We start from the raw sequence: 20,373 nt of genomic DNA on the forward strand, positions 1-20,373 counted from the left end.
GCATAGAAATTTTAGTCAATCATACTTTTTTTATTTTATTTGCTACTTGATTTAATTGGAATCTACCCTCTACCTAAAACCGGATTAAAATTCTCCTAAATAGGAATTACAACCATCATTATATCAGAATCGAATAAATGTCTTCATAGTTTCTTTTTCTAATACTAACTATCTTAATTGATAGTTCTTAAAACAACCGATTTATCATCGGAAATCAATAGATTTTGAGATATTTATAGGATGGATTGATAACAATAACAACTGCAGTTTAAATTTCTCTATGGCTAGTTGAAACAATTAAACCTTTAAAGAATACCCAAAGCTCTCAAATTAAATTTAATTCTTTCCAGGTTAATCATCTGACCCTTCGATATTTCCCTCCAAAAAACTTGGCATATTAGATCAAGGTTATGATGGGAATCCACTTCTATTTCTAAAAAACGGCCCAGCTCAGCAGCTTCTGATTTTCGATTAAATAGAGTATTTTCGGGTGAGAGTAATGAATGACTACTCCTTTGATCATGGTTCATAGCTAGAATGCACCGTTTAATGAACGAAGCAATTTTTGAGGTCTTATCCAAATTCAATTTTTCAAAAGTATCTTCTGGAGTATGATAGTACGGGAAATGACCGCATGTAAGAAATAGGTTAGGCTTTTGATTCATCTCAAAAATATAATGATCAGATAAATAAAATAAATACCGGTTTCTTAAACAAAATACTTGAAGATTTTTTTCATTTTCTTGAGCGTATTTAATTGATTTAGAAAGAAGAGGAGAGGTATTGCCGCCAATCACAAATAAGGAGTTTTCACGATCTTTAACAGAAAGATTATGACCGCATAAATCTAAGATTATTGCCCCGAGGAATTGATTGTAGTTCAATATTTTTTGAGACTGATGATAAAATTGGATACTGCCCATACTATTGGTCATGAAGTATCTTGGCTCTTCCATATCAAAAAAGGCTAAAACAATGGTGATATTTAATTTGGTTGTTTTTAATGAATCAAGGACAGAGAGTAATATGCCAAGAGCCGCTGCATTATCATTTGCCCCTGGACAGCCCTTTATATGATCATAGTGGGCTCCTAAAAGCAGCCACTTTTCACCGGAACCCTTCTTTTGGGCAAGCAGATTGCGGCCAACCAGTCCATTAAAAGCGGTATAGGTTTGTTCCCATTCCTTGCTTAACAATGGTGTTAACGACAAGTTTTTAAACTGATCCAAGATAAGTTTTCTGGCAGCTTCATGGCCTTTTGTTCCTGGTACTCGTCCGTCTAGGCCAGGATTGGATAGTTTTTGGATAAATTGGATATGCTCTTTTTTCACCAAACCCCTCCTTTTTTTGACCCATTTTGCCTCCGCTTTATTAAATAATGGTCTTATTTATAATTACGGGGAGTTACCTAATCCAATACCAAACCAAAAAAATTAAGTACACCATTTCTTTGTATTTACATGACTTTCTTTAAACGCCGATATTCTGTTGGACTCGATTTAATATATTTTTTGAATAAGCGGCTATAATAATTGGAATCCTGGAAACCGGATTTTAAGGCAATTTCCTGAATGGTTAAGTCTGTTTTTTCTAAATAATATAAGGATTTATCGATCCTTAGTTTGTTGAAAAATTCCATTACACTTTGGCCTACTTCTTTTTTAAAAAGATGGCTGAAATGAAACCTGCTTAGGTGGCAATTTCTAGCCAGATCATCCAAGGAAATTTCCTTTTGGTGATTTTCTTTCATGAAATGAATCGCTTCTTTAATGATCGGTGATACGTCATGGACATGAAGTTCTTCCACCTGTCCGGTCAACCATTCGACATAGTGACGAACTTTCATGACAAATTTATCGTAGCGGATCGTCTGGTACAGTTCTTGGATAAAGTTAGCCGTGTTCGTCAAAATCGTGACAGGGCTGACCCCAATGTCCAGAACCATGCGAGACATCATCATTAACAAATCGATTACTTCGGATTTAAATATTTCTTCATTATAGTTATAGGTTTCTGCCACTTTCTCCATAATACCTTTAATCTGCGTTACGGCCCCTTCCGCATAGCCAATTCTGACAATGGAAAATAATTCGGACGTTTCCTTTGATAACGGTCTTTTTAAATGTTCAGCAATCTCTTTTCGTTGGTCAACATGGAAAATCAGTTTATTGCCTTGAAAAAACCTTCCGGACATTGATTTTTTGGCTTCTTCGTAAGAGCGAATGATGAGAGAAGGATCATCATAGAAGTTGCCGATTCCAATGGAGACATTGATTTTGATTTCATCTGCTGCCGATTGTATTTCCTCTGCAAGCGTCATCATTTTGCTTTTGTGCTCGGAATGACAAAGCTCCTTGTAATCAAGTAAAAGGGCAAGAACACCTTCTTCCGTCCAGGCGGACAAAAACGGAATGGAAATACTGGCTCGCATTTTCGTCACCAGATTTCGGCCCATTTCTATTTTCCACTCCATCGTTTTTCCTTCCGCTAGATCAGGGTAGCGGTCAACGGACACCAGGATCACTACATTGGGCTTTATTTTCACATTAAATTTTTTCTGAATCGTTTCGTAGGGTGCCACATGTGTATAAGTACCTGATAAAAGCATTTGCGAAAATGCCACTTGAATGAGTTCCTCATCCATATTTCCAGCCCCCTTTTCTTACTCATGATATAAAAAGAAGCTATTCTACTCATCATTACGAGTAAAAAAGCTTCCTTATTTTCGTTTTTACCAATCCGTGTTTCCTATTAGTATTTCGACAATTCTCACAATTTCTCCTTCATGGATTTGTTTTAAAATGAATTCAATATCCTGATAAAAATACCGATCCTCGTCGACAAATGGGACTTCACTGCGAATAAGTTCCACCACTTTTTGACTTACCGTAGAGGGTTTTAAAGACGAATGAAAATCCAAGGCCTGTACTGCTGTCATTAACTCGATCGCGATGATATATTCCAGTTTCTTGGTTAACTCATAGACTTTTTTCGCGGCAGGATACGCAAAACTAACGACATCCTCCTGATTAGCACATGTTGGAGAATTATCGATGGTTGCCGGGTGCGACAAATTCCTCATTTCATTTAACAGCCCTGCCGCCGTATATTGCGGAATCATATACCCGCTATTTAATCCCGGGTTGGCTACAAGAAATGGTGGTAAGGCGCTTACATGGAAATTAACCAGCCTGTCAATTCTTCGTTCCGACATTTTGGCAAGATTCGTCAACGCAATGGCCATTGCATCCGCGTAGATCCCCACATAAGTTCCATCAAAGTTCCCGCCCATTAACGCATCCCCTTCACCATCCACCATAATCAAGGGATTATCACTGGCTGACAGAATTTCATTTTGAATCACTTCCGCCGCATCTTTCAAGGTCTTTTTCACGGCCCCGTGCATTTGTGGAATACAACGCAAGCTCAGGGCGTCCTGCAGACGTTCATTCTGATACTGTTGAGCTATTTCACTGCTTTCCAAGATTTTCAGCACTAATTGGGCAGTCGTTGCCTGCTCTTTATGGCCTTTTGCCGCATGGATCCTTGGGTCAAAGGCTTTAATCGTTCCCTTTAAGGCCTCAAGTGTCATGGTTCCGGCAACATCGGCCGTTTTCACCGCCTGGTTGGCATTATACTGAGCCAAGGCCGCAAAAGCCGTGACAGATGTTGTTCCGCTTATTAGTGCCAACCCTTCTTTACAGCCCAACACAATCGGCTTCAGTCCTGTTTTTTCAAATGCTACATTTCCAGGCAGGAGTTCATTCTTATACCAAGCCTTTCCTTCACCAATCAACACTAAGGCCATATGAGCCTCAGGCGACAGATAGGCAACAGACCCGTCCCCCGGTGCATAAGGAATAATTTGTTTATTTATACATTCCCTAATGAGTTCCAAGGTTTCCAGTTTTACACCGGAATAACCGTGGCCCAAATTGATCAGAATCATCATTTGAATTGCTCTTACGACTTCTTTTTCAAGCGGAGCACCAACTGATACCGCATGGGAGCGAATAATGTTTTTTTGCAGGGTTTCGGCATCCTGTACCGAAATATTCTTAGTTACATTACTCCCAAAACCTGTTGTTACACCGTAAATGACTCGTTCTTCGGCTAAAAACCTTTCAATCATCTCACGAGAGCGATTTACTCTTGCACAATAGGCGGGGGAAAAAACCACTTCCGCATCATATCTGGCAACAGCGATGATTTCTTCGATTGTCGTATTCCCCTCACCTAACGTAACCTTTTTTAAATCCTTTGGATCGGCATCTGTCAATCTTCCGTCAACTCCCTTCGTCTATATTTCCATATAAGGGTTCTAACTTCTTCCCTCGATTGTTTGTCCTGCGCTTATATGACCTGCACCTTCCAATGTTGGATCACTTGCTTCATTTAACCCAAGTGATTTCGTTTCTGGTGCCCAGGCAATCGAAACAATCGTCCCAATAAATAGAATTACTGACATGGCGATCATGGATGCTGTCATCCCTAATGAACTTACGCTGATTGGCAGCAAAAAGGTACCAATCGCTGAACCTACCCGGCTGATTGCTGTCACGACTCCAACACCCGTACCGCGGATTTCGGTTGGGAACAATTCTGCCGGATACACAAGCGTAAGATTGGAAGCTGCTGACATCACAAAAGTAAAGATGGCAAATACCATAATCGAAAAACCATGCGAACCTGTTGGCAATAAACTTAAAACAAATAATGAAATGGTTAAAATGATGAAAGTATAAATCGTAAAACCACGGCGTGATAGTTTCTCCGTACTCCATAGACCTGCAATCGAGCCAACAAGCAGGAATATATTCAACCACATATCAACAGCAAACGTTTCTTTAAAGCCCATCTTATCCAGAATCGTTGGAAGAAAGGTATAAATCGCAAAGTAAGGTACCACTTGACATACGTAGAATAACCCGCCAAATGCTGTTCGTCTCCAAAGTTGTTTGTTGAATAAGTCCCCAAGCCGGTAGTTTGTCCCCCCATGTGTTTCAACGGTTTCATCCATAATCGCATTCGGTCCAATATATTTTCTGACGATTTCTCGAGCCTCTTCTTTACGTCCCATTTTCACCAGCCATCTTGGCGACTCTGGTGTTCCGATCCGAAGGATTAATACGATGACGGCAGGAATAGCGGCACTTACCAGCATCCAGCGCCATGATTCAGGACCTGCATTCTCAAGGTAATAGCCAACCACATTAGAAAGGACATACCCCACCGTCCACAAAACATTTAGAGAGGATAAGAGAATTCCTCTGTATTTTCGCGGAGCAAATTCAGCAAGCAACGTGGATCCGACGGCATAATCTCCTCCAAGGGCAATACCAATTAATATTCGTAAAATAAATAATGTTACAGGATCATTGACAAAAAATTGCAAGGCGGATGCGACTGTAATGATTAAAAAGTTCGTTAAATAAATCTTTTGTCTGCCGATTTTATCGGAAAGACCTCCAAGTAATAGGCTTCCAAAGAATAATCCAATTAAGGCGGAACTTCCGATGAGACCTTCCCATAGAGGGCCCAGCTTCATTTGCGGACCAAGCAGACTAAGAGCCATCCCAATAATTCCAAGGGCATATCCATCTGAAAAGTTAGAACCAAATGTTAAAGCCGTAATTCGTAAATGAAACTTATTAAGTGGTGCATCATCGATTCGATAGGTTTGTTGACTCATACCATTTCCCCCTTGTTTAGTTGATTAGCCGTTCTTTTGGAGTTTCCCTCCTTCCATTTAATTAAGCGTTTTTAAGATTTCCGTTGATGCTTTACTAAGATAAATTATAGATTTTTCTGAAAGTTTTGACTCTAGAGGATATTTCGGATTCTTAGGACAATCTTGCTATTAAAAAAGAGTCCCAAAACTACTGTCATTTTCAGTTGCGTTTTGAGTACCAATATTATAGTGGAGTTTCTTTGAAGTACAATCCTTCACAAAGTTAAAATAAATAATGAATTCATTAAAACACAAATTAACAAACTAAGACCAAATGATTCGTACATGAGGTGGGTATAATGAATCGGGTCGGTAAATATGCCATTCAAGAAGATGTGGACGAAACAGAATTGTTAAAAATGGTTCTTGAACTTCCAGAGAAAGATAAAATGTTAATGTGGTCAGAAGGCTATTTAGACCTTGTGATTGATCAATTACCAGAGTATGGTAAGGATATTTTGGTCAGTCGTAAAGATAAATGGGAAGATACGAAAGCCTATTACCAAGACCAACTTGACGGCATCCTTTTAAAAGAAGAAGTTAAAATGAAAATGAAGAGCGAACGAAAAGAATTCGCTCTTTTTGTTATGAAGAATTTTAAGGAGTTTCAATCTTTACTCTTTTTGTGTTATGACGGCAATTTAAAAGACGTTGATTTAAGAAAATTCGTTTACCGGAAGAGATATGGAGCAAGAAAAAATTATTTAAAATAGAAAAAATTATGGCGATTCATCTCTCACAAGCCTTGAAAAATACAGTCTTTTAAAATATGTATGTGTGCGATCGTGAGGCTCGTAGGAAATAAATGTATGTGTATTATTAAAAATAAACTTATGCAAGAGATAAATAAGGGATCGCCACAGCGACCCCTATTTCTTTTTGTGCTAACGTTCATGAACAAGAGAGATGTGATTTTATATTGTTTTTGACCCAATGAGTGCATCAAATTAAAAAGCTAGGAATCATTCCTAGCTTCCAGTTACTGAAATATTATTTATTGCTCTTATTCTTTGCAAGCGATTCTCGGTCAGTTGCTGTTGGAGGCTGCTCTAACCATCCATTTTTTATCATGATGTTTGCCCCGTCTTCCGCAAATTGTAAAAGTTCTAAAATGAGTCGTAAGTAATGAGCACCTATATCTTTTCTTGAATTGACACTCATAGCAGAACCATAAAATGAAAGGGTTAATTGTGTAGACAATTGAATTTGGTACATCATATATTTATCTGAAAAGGTCATAGAAGTAGAGTTCGTGATCATTGATTGCCAGGACATAGGTGAATTTAATTGATCTTCCTCAAATACCGATTCAAATATTCTTATGTGTTTATTGGCAATTTCAAGTCCCCTTCTGAAATGTTGCCGAACCTCGTTGGATTGGGCTACTTGGATAAATCCCACTTTTAAAGCAGCATGTAAATGCATTTTTAGTACGTTGAAAGTAATATCTCCAATTTCGATCGCATTGAGCGGACGACGATCTCCTAACCATCCAGTTAAAAAACTTTGCTGTTTTACAAAATCGATTGATTCGGGTGGTGTAATAATAGGAGCTCGTGTAAAAAATCCTTTTGAAAGCATTAAATCAATGGATTGATCAAAAATCTCCATTGTCTCTGACATACACGTTATGTAATACTTCCGTAAGTCAGAACGGACTGAAGTACTAACAGACAAAGCATATCCAGTCATTCCTTGCAAAGACATAATATAAATATAATTTAGGTAGAAGGGGTCTTGAAAAAGACGCGGTGCGTGAATGTTTACGTCGTCTTGTTCTGTAAACCCACGTGGAATAGGGAAATTTTCATTTAACATGAATACGGTAATTTCTTCGATATGCCTTTTGGATACTTCAAGGGAAGTATGGTAAATCGATTTGATTTCTTGATCATCGATATGTTCGAGTGCATAACGAAAGAAACAAATCGACATGGTATCAAAAATGTATTGAGTCCAAAGGCTTGCCATTTCCGGAGCAGTTAATCGAATCGGGTTATTTGTCTCCAAGGTTTATCCTCCGATTTACGAAATTTTATAGTATTTTTTTATTATTTCTCAGAGAATGAAAAATATGTTTAAAATCAGAAACCTCGACCATCAGAATGTGAAAAGTTGCGCTTAAACGATCAGGTGCATTAAATTTAAGAGAGGCATACAAGTGAAGAACAAAATTATGGAAACCCGTGCTAAAACCGGATAATCACGGAGGTGCATTTTTAGATAGCATTCTTAAAGAAATTTTTGAATCCATGCCTTCGCCCCCTCCATTATAAAAAAATAGCCCTTGCCCCATTTCGAGAGCAAAAGCTATTTTTTGAAATATCCTCAACATAGTGTAACTACAACTTATTGTTTATCAATCATTCAGTTATAACTTCTCCACCATTTTCCACGACTACTCCTCTTTCAAATTTTCTTCATCGGATTTCGTGGATAGGACTTCTTTTTTCAAAAACCAACTCAAGACAAATGTAAGGATCGCAATCACAAATGAATACATGTAAATATGCTGAAATGATTCAATGAACAATGTTTTTATTTGTGTTAATAGCCCTGTTGGTAATCCGTGTGGAACACCCGCAGCAGCTAAACTTTTCATATTTGTTGCCATACGTTCAGGAAGTTTATCACCTAAGCTTTGCAATTTGGTTGTGAGTGTGGATGATAACAAATTTCCAAAGAGACTAACTCCTACTGTAGCTCCTATGGTTTGGAATAACGGAACAGTCGCAAGAGCAATTCCTTTGTTTTCCTTTTCGACAGACTCCTGAACAATGAGGTTATCGCTTCCAAATAAAACTCCTAACCCAAGACCTGTTATGAGAAAGAAGATAATAATTTGAACAATGGTAATATGAATACTCATATGAGAAAACAAGTAAAATCCAATCATTGGCATGATAAATCCAATTCCAAATAGTTCTCGGTAACGCACTTTTGTTAATAGAAATCCACATAGTATAGAGGACCCAACTGCCCCTACCATCATTGGCAATGTCAAGTAGCCAGCCTCTGTTGGCGTTAGTCCCAGCACGTTTTGCGCAAAATATGGGAAGGAGGAAAAGGATCCCATTAAACCGAATCCTACGGTAAAGACAATGAAAGATAATACAAGAATGTTGCGGTTTTTAAACAAATGCAAAGGAACAATTGGTTCTTTTACCTTCGTCTCAACCCAAATAAATATTCCCATTAAAACGGCTCCCAAGCAAAGCAGACCCATAATGAACGGCGATCCCCAGGTGTAACCATTATTTTCGACAAGGACGGGGGTTATCAGCATGGAGACAATGGAAGCTACTAATAAAAAGGCCCCTCCCCAATCAATAACCACTTGCTTCTTGATAATTGTTTCACGTAATCCACTTGCCAGAAGCAGTGCTGCAATGATACCAACAGGAATATTAACAAAGAAAATCCAATGCCAACTTACCTGATCTACAAAATAGCCGCCCATTAATGGCCCTAATAACATGGGAATAAACATAATTGGCCCCATTAACCCTTGTACTTTTGCTCGCTGCTCAACTGGAAATAGATCACTTGAAATGGTCATAGCAAGCGGCATTAATCCTCCCGCCCCCAAACCTTGAATCCCGCGTCCAATAAGGAGAAGAGTCATTGAATGTGATAACCCGCAGACAATTGATCCCGCTATGAAAAAGGCCATACTCGTTATATATATTTTTTTGCGCCCCATTAAATCCGCTAATTTCCCCAATATCGGCATGAACGCGGACATCGTTAACATATACACTCCTCCGACCCATCCATACATAGCTAATCCGCCTAAATCGCGAATGATGGTCGGCATGGCTGTATTAACAACTGTTTCATCCAACTCAGAAAAAATCAGTCCAATTAGTAAACCCATCATCACCAGAATTTTATTACTCTTACCAGTTAAAACTGGTTCTTTATATTTTGTAAGACTTTCCATCTATATCTAATCCTTTCAACATTTGATAAATGGATTATATAAATTGTTTATGAACTAAATATGAACTAAGTAATGGATTGCTGTTATTGTGAAGTTTTGCACTTAAACTGATGTAAGCAAGTTTGTTCAATAAGCATCGTCTATGAGTTGGTATTTTATTGTATAATTGGAATGAAAGATCCATAGAAGGGGGCGTATATGATATTAAATATATTAATACCTATATCAATATTTGCTGGAGTTGTTATTCTTGGATTCGTAATAGTTAAGATCGTTAAAGTGGAAAAAAAATAAAGGGGTACAGATGAGATTGTTCAATTTGAACAGTCCTTTTTTTATCCCTAACATAGATCTTGTAAAGAATTACACATAAAGTTGCTGCTGCAAGAGCTAAAGGTCAGTTGCGAACAGGTTAGCTCAATAAAGTATAACCAAAACCTAGCTTTTTTGGCTAGGTTTTGGTGTACATTAGGATTTACTTCGCTTCTATAAAACCTAATTTTTTTGCTTCTGCCATAATGTTTTTAATTAATAATTCTACGGTTTGATTTTTGGCTAATCTTGGGCTTTGACCAGACCAAAGTGAGATGAAATCTTGATTATTTTGTGCTGCAGAGGTTTTTCTAATATCTTGAGTTAGTGTATTTTGAATAGGAAAATCGGGTAAATGTTTTTCATGATTCTGCATTTCTACGATAAATTTATTTTTAATTCCTCTCGCCCATTTACCTGAAAAGGATCGAGTTAAAACAGGCTGGTCTTCGTTCGCATTAAGAATGGCTTCTTTATGTACTTTATTCGCTCCGCTTTCCATACAAGTCAAGAAAGCCGTACCCATTTGTACTCCTTTCGCTCCTAAGCAAATAGCAGCCATTAGCCCTCTCCCATCCATAATTCCTCCAGCAGCAACAACAGGAATGCTGACATTGTCTACCACCTGTGGAATTAATGACATTAAACCAATCAAACTTTCTTGTGAACAATTAATAAAGTTCCCACGATGCCCGCCTGCTTCACTGCCTTGAACAACCACCATATCCATTCCTGCTTTTTGATTTTCAATTGCTTCTGTAACAGTTGTAGCAGTTCCCATCAGAATAATGTTTGATTGCTTTAATTCAGCTATCACTTCTCTTGAAGGAATGCCAAATGTAAAAGTACAAATAGGAACCTTTTCTTCCATTATAACTTTAATTTGATCAATAAATTTTTCAAAAACATCTTTAAAATTAGGAAGTTCAACTTGATCTTTTTGATGCAAATTTAATTGCTGACGGATGGGGTTTAAGAATTGGTTAGCCGATTCAAGTTCATTCTTTGTAACTTCAAATTCATTAGGAACAAATAGATTAATACCAAACGGCTTAGAAGTTAACTGCTTTATCTCCCTAATTTGTTCCCGTATTTGGTCAGCGCTCATATACCCTGCTCCAATCATTCCTAGCCCACCAGAATTTGATACCTCCGCTACTAATCTTGAAGTTGTTACACCGCCAGCCATAGGAGCTTGTATAATCGGATATTTAATTTTCAGAAGTTCTGTCATTTCATGATTTAACATCATTACACACCTCGTATTTCATTTTTACTTACTGATTATTTTCCCTTCAGATTTCCTCTCATACTCAATCCCATTTAAACGCAATTCCTCTCCAATTAAAAAAGAAAAGATTGCTTCTTCAAATCAAAACCTCCAATAAATGTTTATATTTAAAGCATATCTCTTTTCTGGTATATTGAATAATACATAATATTGATATTCCCAATCTGTATTTTAGATGACAAAAATGGAGGTGAGTATGCTTCCTTCAAGTGTCATTGCAAAACATATTAAAGATGGAACACTTAGACAGCATTCAATACCGAATCATGATGGAAAAATCAAAACAATGTTTATATATCGAAAAGAAAAGGATAGACCAACGTCTTTATTAAAATTTATTGATATGTTAAGTTATTAGTCTGATTGTCAGAGTTAATAAAAGAAAAAGAATGATAATATAGAAGAAATTAATCGAAGAGAAGAGTGAAAGTAATGAGAATTGGTTTTTTTGATTCTGGTATAGGTGGAATGACTGTACTTCATCAAGCATTGAAGTATTTACCTAATGAAGATTACATATTTTATGCCGATACCTTAAACATTCCATATGGTGAAAAATCAAAAGAAGAAGTAAGGGATTATATATTTCAAGCTGTTGACTTTATGGTTAATCAAGGAATTAAAGCATTAGTCATCGCTTGTAATACTGCTACCAGTATCGCAGTGGATGACCTTCGCCAAAAGTATAATTTTCCTATTTTGGGTATTGAACCAGCCGTAAAACCTGCTGTTCAAAGCTGTGAGGGAAAAAGAAAAAAGGTATTAGTGTTTGCAACTAATTTGACTCTCAGAGAGGAAAAGTTTCATAACCTTGTGAAAAGTATAGACCATCATGATATTGTTGAAAGTGTAGCTCTTCCTGGTCTTGTCCAATTCGCTGAGAATTTGGAATTTAGAGAAGAGAAAGTTGTACCCTATTTAAAAGAAACACTAGGTTCCTTTGATTTACAGCAGTACGGAACAGTTGTTCTTGGATGCACCCATTTCCCTTATTTCGAAAATAGTATAAAGGAATTATTTCCTGAAGAAGTTGACATTATTTCCGGAAGCATTGGAACTGCCAAAAACTTAAAACGAATTCTCGAAGCAAGGAATCAAATGAATGATGGGACAGGAGAAATTATATATTATAAATCTGGTTATAAAGTTGAAGATAAAGAAACATTATCTAGTTATAAAAACTTGTTAGTAATGTTAGACGAACTTCAGCTATGTCACCTAAACCTTAAATGATAAACACTCCAAAAACGTTGCTTATATTTAAAATGGTTAAGTATTCCAAATAAAGAAACTCGCCAATTTAGGCGAGTTTTGTTTTTTATATGCCAAGGTCAAAACACAGCAAGGATTTTTTGAAAAGAACATTCAAATGGACCCCTTTACAACTCATAGACCTCTTTAAGCCAACACTATTTATCTATTAATCTTAAAACTTGAAAGATCAAATGGTGTCTTTCCTTCTGTAATCACCTGACTGATGATTTCCCCTACCACACTCGAAAATTTAAAGCCGTGACCCGAAAAACCCGCAGCAATAAAAAGATGCTGGTGCTCTGGATGGCGATCTAAAATAAAATCTTCATCCGGTGTTAAGGTATATTTGCATGTGCTCCCTTTTCGTAAAGGTCCATTTGCGTTTGGCAAACATTTATGTAAAAATGACCGGATTTCCTCCTCATCAGATTGACCATAAGGACTGATTTGAACATCAGGATCAATCGGCTGGCCGCCATCATGCCTTCCTACTTTTACCCCACTGCCATTTATACTTGGAAACCCATAATAGTGGGCATCCAGTAAATCAAATGTATAGGCAGGAAAAACTTGTGAATCATATAATTCCTGCGAGCATTCAACCCATGAAACCGTCTTCCTAACAGGCCGAAGCGGTAAATCCAATCCTGTTTGTTTCAGTATTTTACCGGACCATGCACCCGCACTAACGATCGTAAAATCCGCAAAATAGGTTTCAAGATCAGTTTGAATGACGGCTCCATTCGCATTCATTTCAATCTTTTCTACCTTCGTAAAGGGGAGGTATGTCATTCCGTTCTCTAACCCTAATTTTCGAAATGCAGCAATACATTGTTCACTAAATAACACGCCAGAATTCGGCTCATAACAACCGCTGAAGCCTTCCGGAAGAGAAAACCCCCGCCAGCGATATTCTATTTCTTCTTTTGATAAATGTTCGATGGGCAAAGTATACTTTCTTCCGCTGTCAACTGCCCCCTTAACAAAAGATGATTTCGGATCTCCTGCACAAAGTACCCCAGTATGTAAAAAAAGCTTCATGTCCGACTCCTGTTCCAGCTGGTCCCATAGCTGCTGCGCTCTTAATACAAGGGGAACATATTGACTTCCTTCACCGTAAGCGTGCCGGATTATCCGTGTCTCACCATGATGGCTCCCTTTGTCGTGCGGTGGATTATGAGCGTCAATAAGCAGGACTTTCATTCCTAGTTTTGATAAATAATATCCAGCGGCCATACCCATCGACCCAGCACCAACGATCACAACTTCAACATTCTTTTTCAATTGTTTCCCCCCTGCCTTTTAAATAAACTGAATTGTTTGTTATTAGATATTAACACAGTCAAAGACATACAGAAACAATAAAAATAGCCAGGCATCATGCCTAGCTGTCAACACCATTATTTGTCACTTCATTTTCCTAAGAAGTAATCAATAAATCTAACCCTTATTCATAGATTAAGGATAACGTACAGCCCCCCGTTAATACATTACTTTCTTTCAATACCGAAATTCTTTTTTTCTTTAATTTCAATTCAGCTGAAAAAGTAATCCTATATTATTATTTTTTTAATTAGATTGTTTTCGCTATTATGGTTGTTTTAGAACAGATTTGTATAAACTCTCGATTCGGACTGGTTCGTCTTTAAATCCAGCTTTCCTGTCCGTATTTACATTCGATTCGGACCTGTCCCCTTTTCATTCCAGCAAACCTGTCCGTATCATCATCCGATTCGAACAAGTACCCCCTATAGATTTCAACAGAGCTGGACAAATAGCAACAATTATTACGAAAATAGCATTTTAATTGTGGCATAAAAAGATCCCTCCATTGCCACAGTATGGCTTTAACCACTGTCAACACAAGAGGGATTCTATCAAAATATTACAGGGATTTTTGGGTGGTCACTAAATGATATCAAGTGACATTATTTATGAATGATTTTTCTCAAACTAACCATTATCAAAGGATTCCTTAATAAATGATTATTGCACTTTTACATACCCTGGATTGCTTTTATTGTTTGCTGCATCTACTGCATAGATAGTCAAAACAGTGCTTACTTTTTGTTTTGGTATGGAAATGTTAAAAGTTCCTTTTGATGTAGCCATTCCGGAAGCTATTTTGTTCGCACCGCTATAAACTAGAACAGTGCTCCCCATTTCGGCATATCCTGTCAAAGAAGCAGACTTTGTCGTTAGTTTATTCATTCGAGGCGGTGCTGGAGGGAGCTTATCCTCCACTTTTACTGGTAGACTTGTATAATGTTCGCCTTTAGAAGTAATTTCCTCCAACTTGATTTGCGTTCCAGCAGACTGTTTTGGAATTTGAAGTTTATAATATCCATTTGAATCTGCGGATCCTGTTTTGATCAATTTTCCATTTGCATATACTTTAAGCGTACTTTTAGGCAGCGATTTTCCGGTAATATACGTGGAAACATTACTGACTGGCTCCATAAATGGTGCATAAATCACCTTCTGTTTAGATGCATTACTAACATTTCCTGCACGATCCTGTGCCTGTACAGAGATACTGCTTCCGGCTGTCTGTTTAGGGATTTGGATGGAAAACACACCGTTAGCATTTGTTTTACCTGAAGCAAGATACTTTCCATTGCTTAAAACATTTACAGTAGAATAGGCTTCGGATTTTCCGTTGACAGATACAGATTCACTATAGATGGGTGAAAGGACTGGAGCTGCAGGTTTTTGCCGATCAATCACAAACTTAAGTGAATTTTTGGTTGCAACTGAACTAATTGAATTCGTTTGGTTCATGGACAAGAGATTAAAGGCTTTGGCTGTTCCCACTCCGCTTGTGCTGACTTGGTATGAGCCATCCTTTGTTATGGTTGTGTCATTTGAAAGTTTCCGGACTGATTTTCCGTCAGACAAACTGATCGTACTATTGGATGGAACACCAATCTCCACATCCCCATTAAAATAGGTTATATCGGAGCCTGGATCGGTTGCCTGCTGATCATTGACCGTGATCCACCGATAGGAATTATAATAGTAGGTGCCTATGTTTGAGTTCATGATTGGAAAATGCAAGCTTGGTACTGAATATGTGATCAAATAGATTCCATTGGTACTGGAATCAACAGAACCGTTTGTAACAATATCCTTTGTCCTGTCTCCCTCTGCATTTGAAAAAGCTCTGATCCCGTCCATTGGATCAAAAGGAGTACCAGTTAGAAGAGTACCTGAATTTATCCCTGTGTAAAATGGTAGTATTTTCACAGTCGGAAATGACTCACTAGGCCGAATAAAGGTCGTATTTCCAGCTTGATCTTGTAAATAGATTTGATCAATATAATAAATACCTTCTGTCACATAGCATGGCACATTCAATTTCCCAATCCATTGCTTATTCGAGCTGCCGATTGTAAGATGGCCCCAAAAATAATCATTTGAATTTTGGGAATCCTTCTTCTTAAAAGATACCGTTACATCTTTTATCCCCGTTCCAATATCTTCTCCATCCACAGCCACGTCCAATGAATCGCCAGGGTAAAGTTCTTTCTGGCCAACTGTAACATTCTGGAATACCGGCCCTGTAATATCGGATACTCCCCCTGTAACTGTTAATTTAGCATTTGCAAGGATTGGTTGATGTTCTGACCAATAGTTGATTTCATTTCCTGTATTGTCCGTTAGAGTTAGATATCCAACATCATAACTGCCGTTTTTGGCATTGGCAGGTATCGTTATTTTCGCTTCAATCTGACCTGTAGTCTTGTTGAAGTAAAAATTACCAATGAATGAATAATCGTTAGTTTCGATATGTCTTAAACTTAAAGAACCATAAGATACGGCACTTTGATTATCAAAACCTACTGACACAATTACCGTATCACCAGGCTTGGCAGTAGATTGACTAAGTTTAATAGAAGTAAGTGCTGGAGGAGTTGAATCTGTTATACCGTCCAGCATACGAAAACTTAACTTGGATATTAAAGGTGAGTCAACTCCATAGATTTGTTTATTCCCTGCTTGATCATATAGAGTGATTTCTCCTACATGCCAGTCCCCCTGTAGCATGTCTTTCGCGGGATATGAAAAATCATATGTGTTATTCCCGATATACCGCATCATGGAATGTATGGACCGATTAGAACTATGGACCAATGTAATATCAGCATTTTCAGCAGGTCCTGATTCATAGTCGTTCTCGACCGTAAATTGCATCTTAATTGTATCCCCCGAGTGGAATTCCGCCATATTGATAGAAGTATCTTTAAGAATAAGCGGGGTGGTATCATTTGCCGCCTGTACAGATACTGCGCCCGCCAAAAATAAAACTAAAGCGAATATACATAACAACGCTTTTCTAAACATACAAATAACCTCTCTTAATAGCTAGTTTCTCTCTTTATTATTAGTAAAAAATTAGAAGGAAAAATAATGAAAAAACCAACCTAATAAGGTAATATTTAGTTGGATCATTTCCAAGATTGACCTAGTAATCATCTTAATACTAGAATTTACAAAAATCTACATAATTCTTTCGTTTCCAACTAGTATATTTTGGTAACTCTTAAAATGCTTCAGTGAACAAAAATAGCAACCAACAGGTTGAGACTCAATTAAAATGCTAATCTTAGCCAATGCTTTTAAATCTCAGGATGAAAGTCACAAATACACTTACTAACTGATCATACGGGATCTGTAAATACCTGTTTTGCCAAATAAACAGGTATTACAACAGGAGTTATGATGTTATACCCTACTTAGATAAACTTTATCGTTATCTCTTTCCTCATTCGACACTACTTCACAACTTTTTTCTCACAAAATTTCACACTGAATAACCAGTATTATCACCCTTAAGAAAAGTGATGTGACTCCTAAAGAGAAATGATGATAAAAGCTGAAAAAATGTTGATATATCAATAAAAAAAGCGTGAATTCAATTCACGCTAGCAATTTAATGTAATTTACCTTTTTGCGCCCCTTTGGGAACCAGTTATTATAAATGACCCTTTTTTAATGTATAACTTTAAATTGTGTATTAGCACTATGCCCTTGACATGTAACGGTAACGGTAACCATTCCAAGTGTGGTATTTCCTCCGACATGCCATGACCATGAAACCATTCCACTAGAATTCGAGCGTTTCGGTTCTAGACCTTTTGCTTTGCTGTCGCCGCTTTTGTAGTGGACAGCTATGTATGCTGTGGAATTGGGCGCAACTTTTGCGGTTAATGTTTCCGTGCTGTTTCTAGCGGCAGGACTTTTAATACTAATAATTTTTACTGAAGCTGTTTGACTTATGCTCTTTGCGGTTGCAGCAGAAGTATTTAAATTCGGAACTTCTAATCCACCTACCAATAAAAAAGCAAGTGCGAGAATTCTGATTAACCTTTTCATTAATATTCCTCCATATCTAAGTTGTTTATATGACTATTTCATTATATCACTTCGAAAAAAATTGTATTAACCTATTTTCCTATGACTTATGAATGATTAAACAGCCTCACAACATTTTCGTAGAGAGTCAGAATCTAGTATATTTCTCCTCCATTATGAATATTATTTCTTGTACATTTTGACTCAGCTTTATCCCCCCATTCACCGTTATATCCGCACAAAAAGAGACCACCTACAACTAGATAGTCCCTTTGAAAATGTTCTATTTTATTAACACCAAACTCTACAATTCTAAAACATACAACAATAAATATTTGTGATTATTGTCCGGATTGACCATGAATTATTTATATTGTTACGAAATGATCACTTCTCCTATTCGTCATGAAACTCTCTTCTGGGGTTCTTCATTTTCAGGCTGTCGATTTTTGCCATTGAACCCGTTAGCCGTCTGAGCAGTTGTTTTTTTCCCATTTCTAAGGAAAAAATGACACTTACATCTTGAATAGACGCGTTCAGGGCTATATTTAAGGCAAAAGCCGTTTTTCCCATGCTAGGCCGAGCTCCGACAATGATCAAATCAGATTCGTTAAACCCTTTCGTCAGTTGATCCAAATCAGCAAAACCCGAAGCAATTCCCACGATTTCACTCTGTTCCTTTTCACAATCCTCATATAAATCGGCTATGGCAGGTGTAAGATGGCCATCCTCTTCGTCCGTTTGATTGTCCTCAACAGCCATAAGCTCATTAATTCCATCCCTCAAGGTTTTTCCGATTTCTTCCGTTCCAGCCTGCTCGATGATTTTTCCGGCAACCTGAATGGCCTTACGCTTCTGATCGTATTCCTTCACTATTTTTTCATAAAAATGAAAGTTGGCTGTTGTGGGGACGCTGCCGGCTAATTGATTTAGGTAACTGACACCGCCGAGCCACTCCAAACATTGATCTCCTAATTCCTGAACAACTGTCAGAAAATCAATGGGGACGCCCTTGCTATCCAAACTGCGAATGGCTGAAAAAATAGTCCGTAGCTTTCTGGTATACAGCTGTTCAGGTAGAATCGTGCACTCTTTCACTAATCCCCCATCTAAAAAGAATGCTCCCACGATGGCTTCTTCTGCTTCCTGATAAAATGGTTGGAATTCCTCCACTCTGCTCACCTCCTAACAATTCCTAAAATAGCTCTCATATTGGCCAGTTCCCTTTGGACGACATCTTCCCTTGCTGGTGTACTCCTTTTCTTCATTATTTCTTTCGTCTCGTCTGTATTAGGAGTGGTCATAGCTGGAGTTGATTTTGCCATTAGGTCGGAGACTTTGGGAGGAAAAGCGGATTCCTTTACATAGGTGTATAAGTTGTTCCTGACATCTTCAAAGTTGGAATCTCTAAGCATTTGATGCCATAAATTCACTTTCTCCTGATTTACTTCAAACTGATCATAAAAAACGGCTATTTGCTTTAATAATTCAAACGTCTCCCGCTTAATCATTTAAATCAAAATCCTCCTCGTTTAAGATTTTCTTAAAAGATTTTTGGTTTAAATATGCTTCAAATTTGCTGCCAAACAACGTGGCTGGTCTCAAGTATTTGCACATTTGCGGATCTTCCAGCCATTCTGCTGTCTTGATGTCAATCACCTTTTTAAAATCCTCCAAGGTAAAGCCTTCACTAAGCCTTGCCCTGATTAAATCCTGGGTTTTCATTGTACTTAGTTTATAATCGGACTTTGTTTTTTCATTGAGATAATGGATGATCTCGACGAAAGGTATTTTCTCTGATGTACTCTCTGAAGAAATCTCTGGTATTGGTAGGGCCAGTTTTGACCTTTCCTCGGCCTGATCTGCACTTATCTTCGGTTCAGGTTGACCAGCAGGTGACTCAAATTGATCCGATGAGACCACACTTTGGTCTTCTTCCAATTCTTTCAGCTTGTGGTAATCAATTGTGTACCATTTGGTTTGATCCATTTTCAGCAAATTCCAATTCCCAGAGACAAGAAATTTCTGGCGTTCAAGTGAAAGGATTGTCCGCTTAATGGTGCTGACTGACCAAAACGGCAGCTGCTTCTGCCAATCCTGATAGGTATTGTAAACCCACTTTCTTCCTTGAAACTGATGCTTGCTGATACCCAGCCAATAATGAATCTGCTGCAGCACCACCGCTTCATTGAGTCCAATCTTTACCGCCAACGATGGCACAATCATCACCGGATTTTCTTTAATCAACAGCCTGCTCATCTTCATCTCTCCTTTTCAATGGATGGGTCCGTTCCATTGGCTCACCCATCCCCCTTCACCATCTATTTATCCTAAAAGAGGCAAAAAGGACATAGTGCCAAAAAATTTTTTTTAAAAAAAGCCCTCCGAAAAATCGGAAGGCTTTGTGAGTAAACGTTAAAGATTCATTTTCTTTGTTTCTATTAAAAAATTGAAAACGTTTTTTCAATAGATTCCTTTCGTTTTCAT

16 protein-coding genes are annotated in these 20,373 nt (G+C 37.7%); 2 read left to right on the forward strand and 14 right to left on the reverse strand.

The window, feature by feature from the left end:
* Positions 1 to 305: 305 nt before the first annotated feature.
* From HPT25_RS20825 to HPT25_RS20840, 4 genes are all read right to left on the reverse strand, one after another.
* Positions 306 to 1,331, reverse strand: coding sequence for a M28 family peptidase (locus HPT25_RS20825; RefSeq protein ID WP_173068706.1), 1,026 nt, complete (start codon positions 1,329 to 1,331; stop codon positions 306 to 308).
* A 125-nt stretch (positions 1,332 to 1,456) separates the two neighbouring features.
* Positions 1,457 to 2,644 carry an AraC family transcriptional regulator gene (locus HPT25_RS20830; RefSeq protein WP_173068709.1) on the reverse strand — a complete coding sequence of 396 codons (1,188 nt, stop codon included), beginning with the start codon at positions 2,642 to 2,644 and terminating at the stop codon, positions 1,457 to 1,459.
* Positions 2,645 to 2,731: 87 nt separating this feature from the next.
* Positions 2,732 to 4,279 carry a histidine ammonia-lyase gene (hutH, locus tag HPT25_RS20835; RefSeq protein WP_173068712.1) on the reverse strand — a complete coding sequence of 516 codons (1,548 nt, stop codon included), beginning with the start codon at positions 4,277 to 4,279 and terminating at the stop codon, positions 2,732 to 2,734.
* A 42-nt stretch (positions 4,280 to 4,321) separates the two neighbouring features.
* Positions 4,322 to 5,692, reverse strand: a complete 1,371-nt coding sequence (locus HPT25_RS20840; RefSeq protein ID WP_173068715.1) for an MFS transporter — start codon at positions 5,690 to 5,692, stop codon at positions 4,322 to 4,324.
* A gap of 338 nt (positions 5,693 to 6,030) precedes the next feature.
* Here HPT25_RS20840 and HPT25_RS20845 point away from each other — a divergent pair, with 338 nt between their 5' ends.
* On the forward strand, positions 6,031 to 6,444 hold the full coding sequence (locus HPT25_RS20845; RefSeq protein ID WP_173068718.1) for a hypothetical protein: 414 nt from the start codon (positions 6,031 to 6,033) through the stop codon (positions 6,442 to 6,444).
* A 277-nt stretch (positions 6,445 to 6,721) separates the two neighbouring features.
* Here HPT25_RS20845 and HPT25_RS20850 read toward each other — a convergent pair whose 3' ends face one another.
* The 3 genes from HPT25_RS20850 to HPT25_RS20860 all read right to left on the reverse strand — a co-directional run bounded on the left by HPT25_RS20850 (position 6,722) and on the right by HPT25_RS20860 (position 11,235).
* Positions 6,722 to 7,741, reverse strand: a complete 1,020-nt coding sequence (locus HPT25_RS20850) for a DUF3231 family protein (protein WP_173068721.1) — start codon at positions 7,739 to 7,741, stop codon at positions 6,722 to 6,724.
* Positions 7,742 to 8,129: 388 nt separating this feature from the next.
* Positions 8,130 to 9,674 carry an MDR family MFS transporter gene (locus HPT25_RS20855; RefSeq protein ID WP_173068724.1) on the reverse strand — a complete coding sequence of 515 codons (1,545 nt, stop codon included), beginning with the start codon at positions 9,672 to 9,674 and terminating at the stop codon, positions 8,130 to 8,132.
* Between the two features lie 475 nt (positions 9,675 to 10,149).
* A complete protein-coding gene (locus HPT25_RS20860; RefSeq protein WP_173071343.1) occupies positions 10,150 to 11,235 on the reverse strand; it encodes an NAD(P)H-dependent flavin oxidoreductase in 1,086 nt (361 codons plus the stop codon).
* A 474-nt stretch (positions 11,236 to 11,709) separates the two neighbouring features.
* On the opposite strand from HPT25_RS20860, the gene murI reads away from it, so the two are divergent.
* Complete coding sequence (murI, locus tag HPT25_RS20865) at positions 11,710 to 12,510, forward strand: glutamate racemase (RefSeq protein ID WP_173068727.1); 801 nt, start codon at positions 11,710 to 11,712, stop codon at positions 12,508 to 12,510.
* A 180-nt stretch (positions 12,511 to 12,690) separates the two neighbouring features.
* Here the strand turns inward: murI and solA are convergent, their stop codons facing one another.
* The 7 genes from solA to HPT25_RS20900 form a co-directional block, all read right to left on the reverse strand.
* Positions 12,691 to 13,815 carry an N-methyl-L-tryptophan oxidase gene (solA, locus tag HPT25_RS20870; RefSeq protein WP_173068730.1) on the reverse strand — a complete coding sequence of 375 codons (1,125 nt, stop codon included), beginning with the start codon at positions 13,813 to 13,815 and terminating at the stop codon, positions 12,691 to 12,693.
* A gap of 361 nt (positions 13,816 to 14,176) precedes the next feature.
* Positions 14,177 to 14,347 carry a hypothetical protein gene (locus HPT25_RS20875; RefSeq protein ID WP_173068733.1) on the reverse strand — a complete coding sequence of 57 codons (171 nt, stop codon included), beginning with the start codon at positions 14,345 to 14,347 and terminating at the stop codon, positions 14,177 to 14,179.
* A gap of 170 nt (positions 14,348 to 14,517) precedes the next feature.
* A complete protein-coding gene (locus tag HPT25_RS20880; RefSeq protein WP_173068736.1) occupies positions 14,518 to 16,875 on the reverse strand; it encodes an Ig-like domain-containing protein in 2,358 nt (785 codons plus the stop codon).
* A 648-nt stretch (positions 16,876 to 17,523) separates the two neighbouring features.
* Positions 17,524 to 17,907: a hypothetical protein gene (locus HPT25_RS20885; protein ID WP_173068741.1), complete on the reverse strand. Its 384-nt coding sequence runs from the start codon at positions 17,905 to 17,907 to the stop codon at positions 17,524 to 17,526.
* 375 nt (positions 17,908 to 18,282) lie between these two features.
* A complete protein-coding gene (locus tag HPT25_RS29275; RefSeq protein WP_173068744.1) occupies positions 18,283 to 19,059 on the reverse strand; it encodes a replicative DNA helicase in 777 nt (258 codons plus the stop codon).
* 5 nt (positions 19,060 to 19,064) lie between these two features.
* The gene (locus HPT25_RS20895) at positions 19,065 to 19,397 is read right to left on the reverse strand and encodes a replicative helicase loader/inhibitor (RefSeq protein ID WP_173068749.1); all 333 of its coding nucleotides are present in this window, start codon (positions 19,395 to 19,397) and stop codon (positions 19,065 to 19,067) included.
* On the reverse strand, positions 19,390 to 20,145 hold the full coding sequence (locus HPT25_RS20900; RefSeq protein WP_173068752.1) for a conserved phage C-terminal domain-containing protein: 756 nt from the start codon (positions 20,143 to 20,145) through the stop codon (positions 19,390 to 19,392). Before HPT25_RS20900 ends, HPT25_RS20895 begins: the two co-directional genes overlap by 8 nt.
* Positions 20,146 to 20,373: the final 228 nt, after the last annotated feature.

This window comes from Neobacillus endophyticus, from assembly GCF_013248975.1.
In the GTDB taxonomy this organism is placed as follows: Bacteria; Bacillota; Bacilli; order Bacillales; family Cytobacillaceae; genus Neobacillus; species Neobacillus endophyticus.

Excerpts from the sequence above, each read along its gene's own strand:
- HPT25_RS20885 (WP_173068741.1), bottom strand. The coding sequence starts at position 17,907 with ATGAAAAGGTTAATCAGAATTCTCGCACTTGCTTTTTTATTGGTAGGT.
- HPT25_RS20875 (WP_173068733.1), bottom strand. The coding sequence starts at position 14,347 with ATGCCACAATTAAAATGCTATTTTCGTAATAATTGTTGCTATTTGTCC.
- HPT25_RS20895 (WP_173068749.1), bottom strand. The coding sequence starts at position 19,397 with ATGATTAAGCGGGAGACGTTTGAATTATTAAAGCAAATAGCCGTTTTT.
- HPT25_RS20900 (WP_173068752.1), bottom strand. The coding sequence starts at position 20,145 with ATGAGCAGGCTGTTGATTAAAGAAAATCCGGTGATGATTGTGCCATCG.
- HPT25_RS20830 (WP_173068709.1), bottom strand. The coding sequence starts at position 2,644 with ATGGATGAGGAACTCATTCAAGTGGCATTTTCGCAAATGCTTTTATCA.
- HPT25_RS20880 (WP_173068736.1), bottom strand. The coding sequence starts at position 16,875 with ATGTTTAGAAAAGCGTTGTTATGTATATTCGCTTTAGTTTTATTTTTG.
- HPT25_RS20855 (WP_173068724.1), bottom strand. The coding sequence starts at position 9,674 with ATGGAAAGTCTTACAAAATATAAAGAACCAGTTTTAACTGGTAAGAGT.
- HPT25_RS20840 (WP_173068715.1), bottom strand. The coding sequence starts at position 5,692 with ATGAGTCAACAAACCTATCGAATCGATGATGCACCACTTAATAAGTTT.
- HPT25_RS20860 (WP_173071343.1), bottom strand. The coding sequence starts at position 11,235 with ATGTTAAATCATGAAATGACAGAACTTCTGAAAATTAAATATCCGATT.
- HPT25_RS20845 (WP_173068718.1), top strand. The coding sequence starts at position 6,031 with ATGAATCGGGTCGGTAAATATGCCATTCAAGAAGATGTGGACGAAACA.
- murI (WP_173068727.1), top strand. The coding sequence starts at position 11,710 with ATGAGAATTGGTTTTTTTGATTCTGGTATAGGTGGAATGACTGTACTT.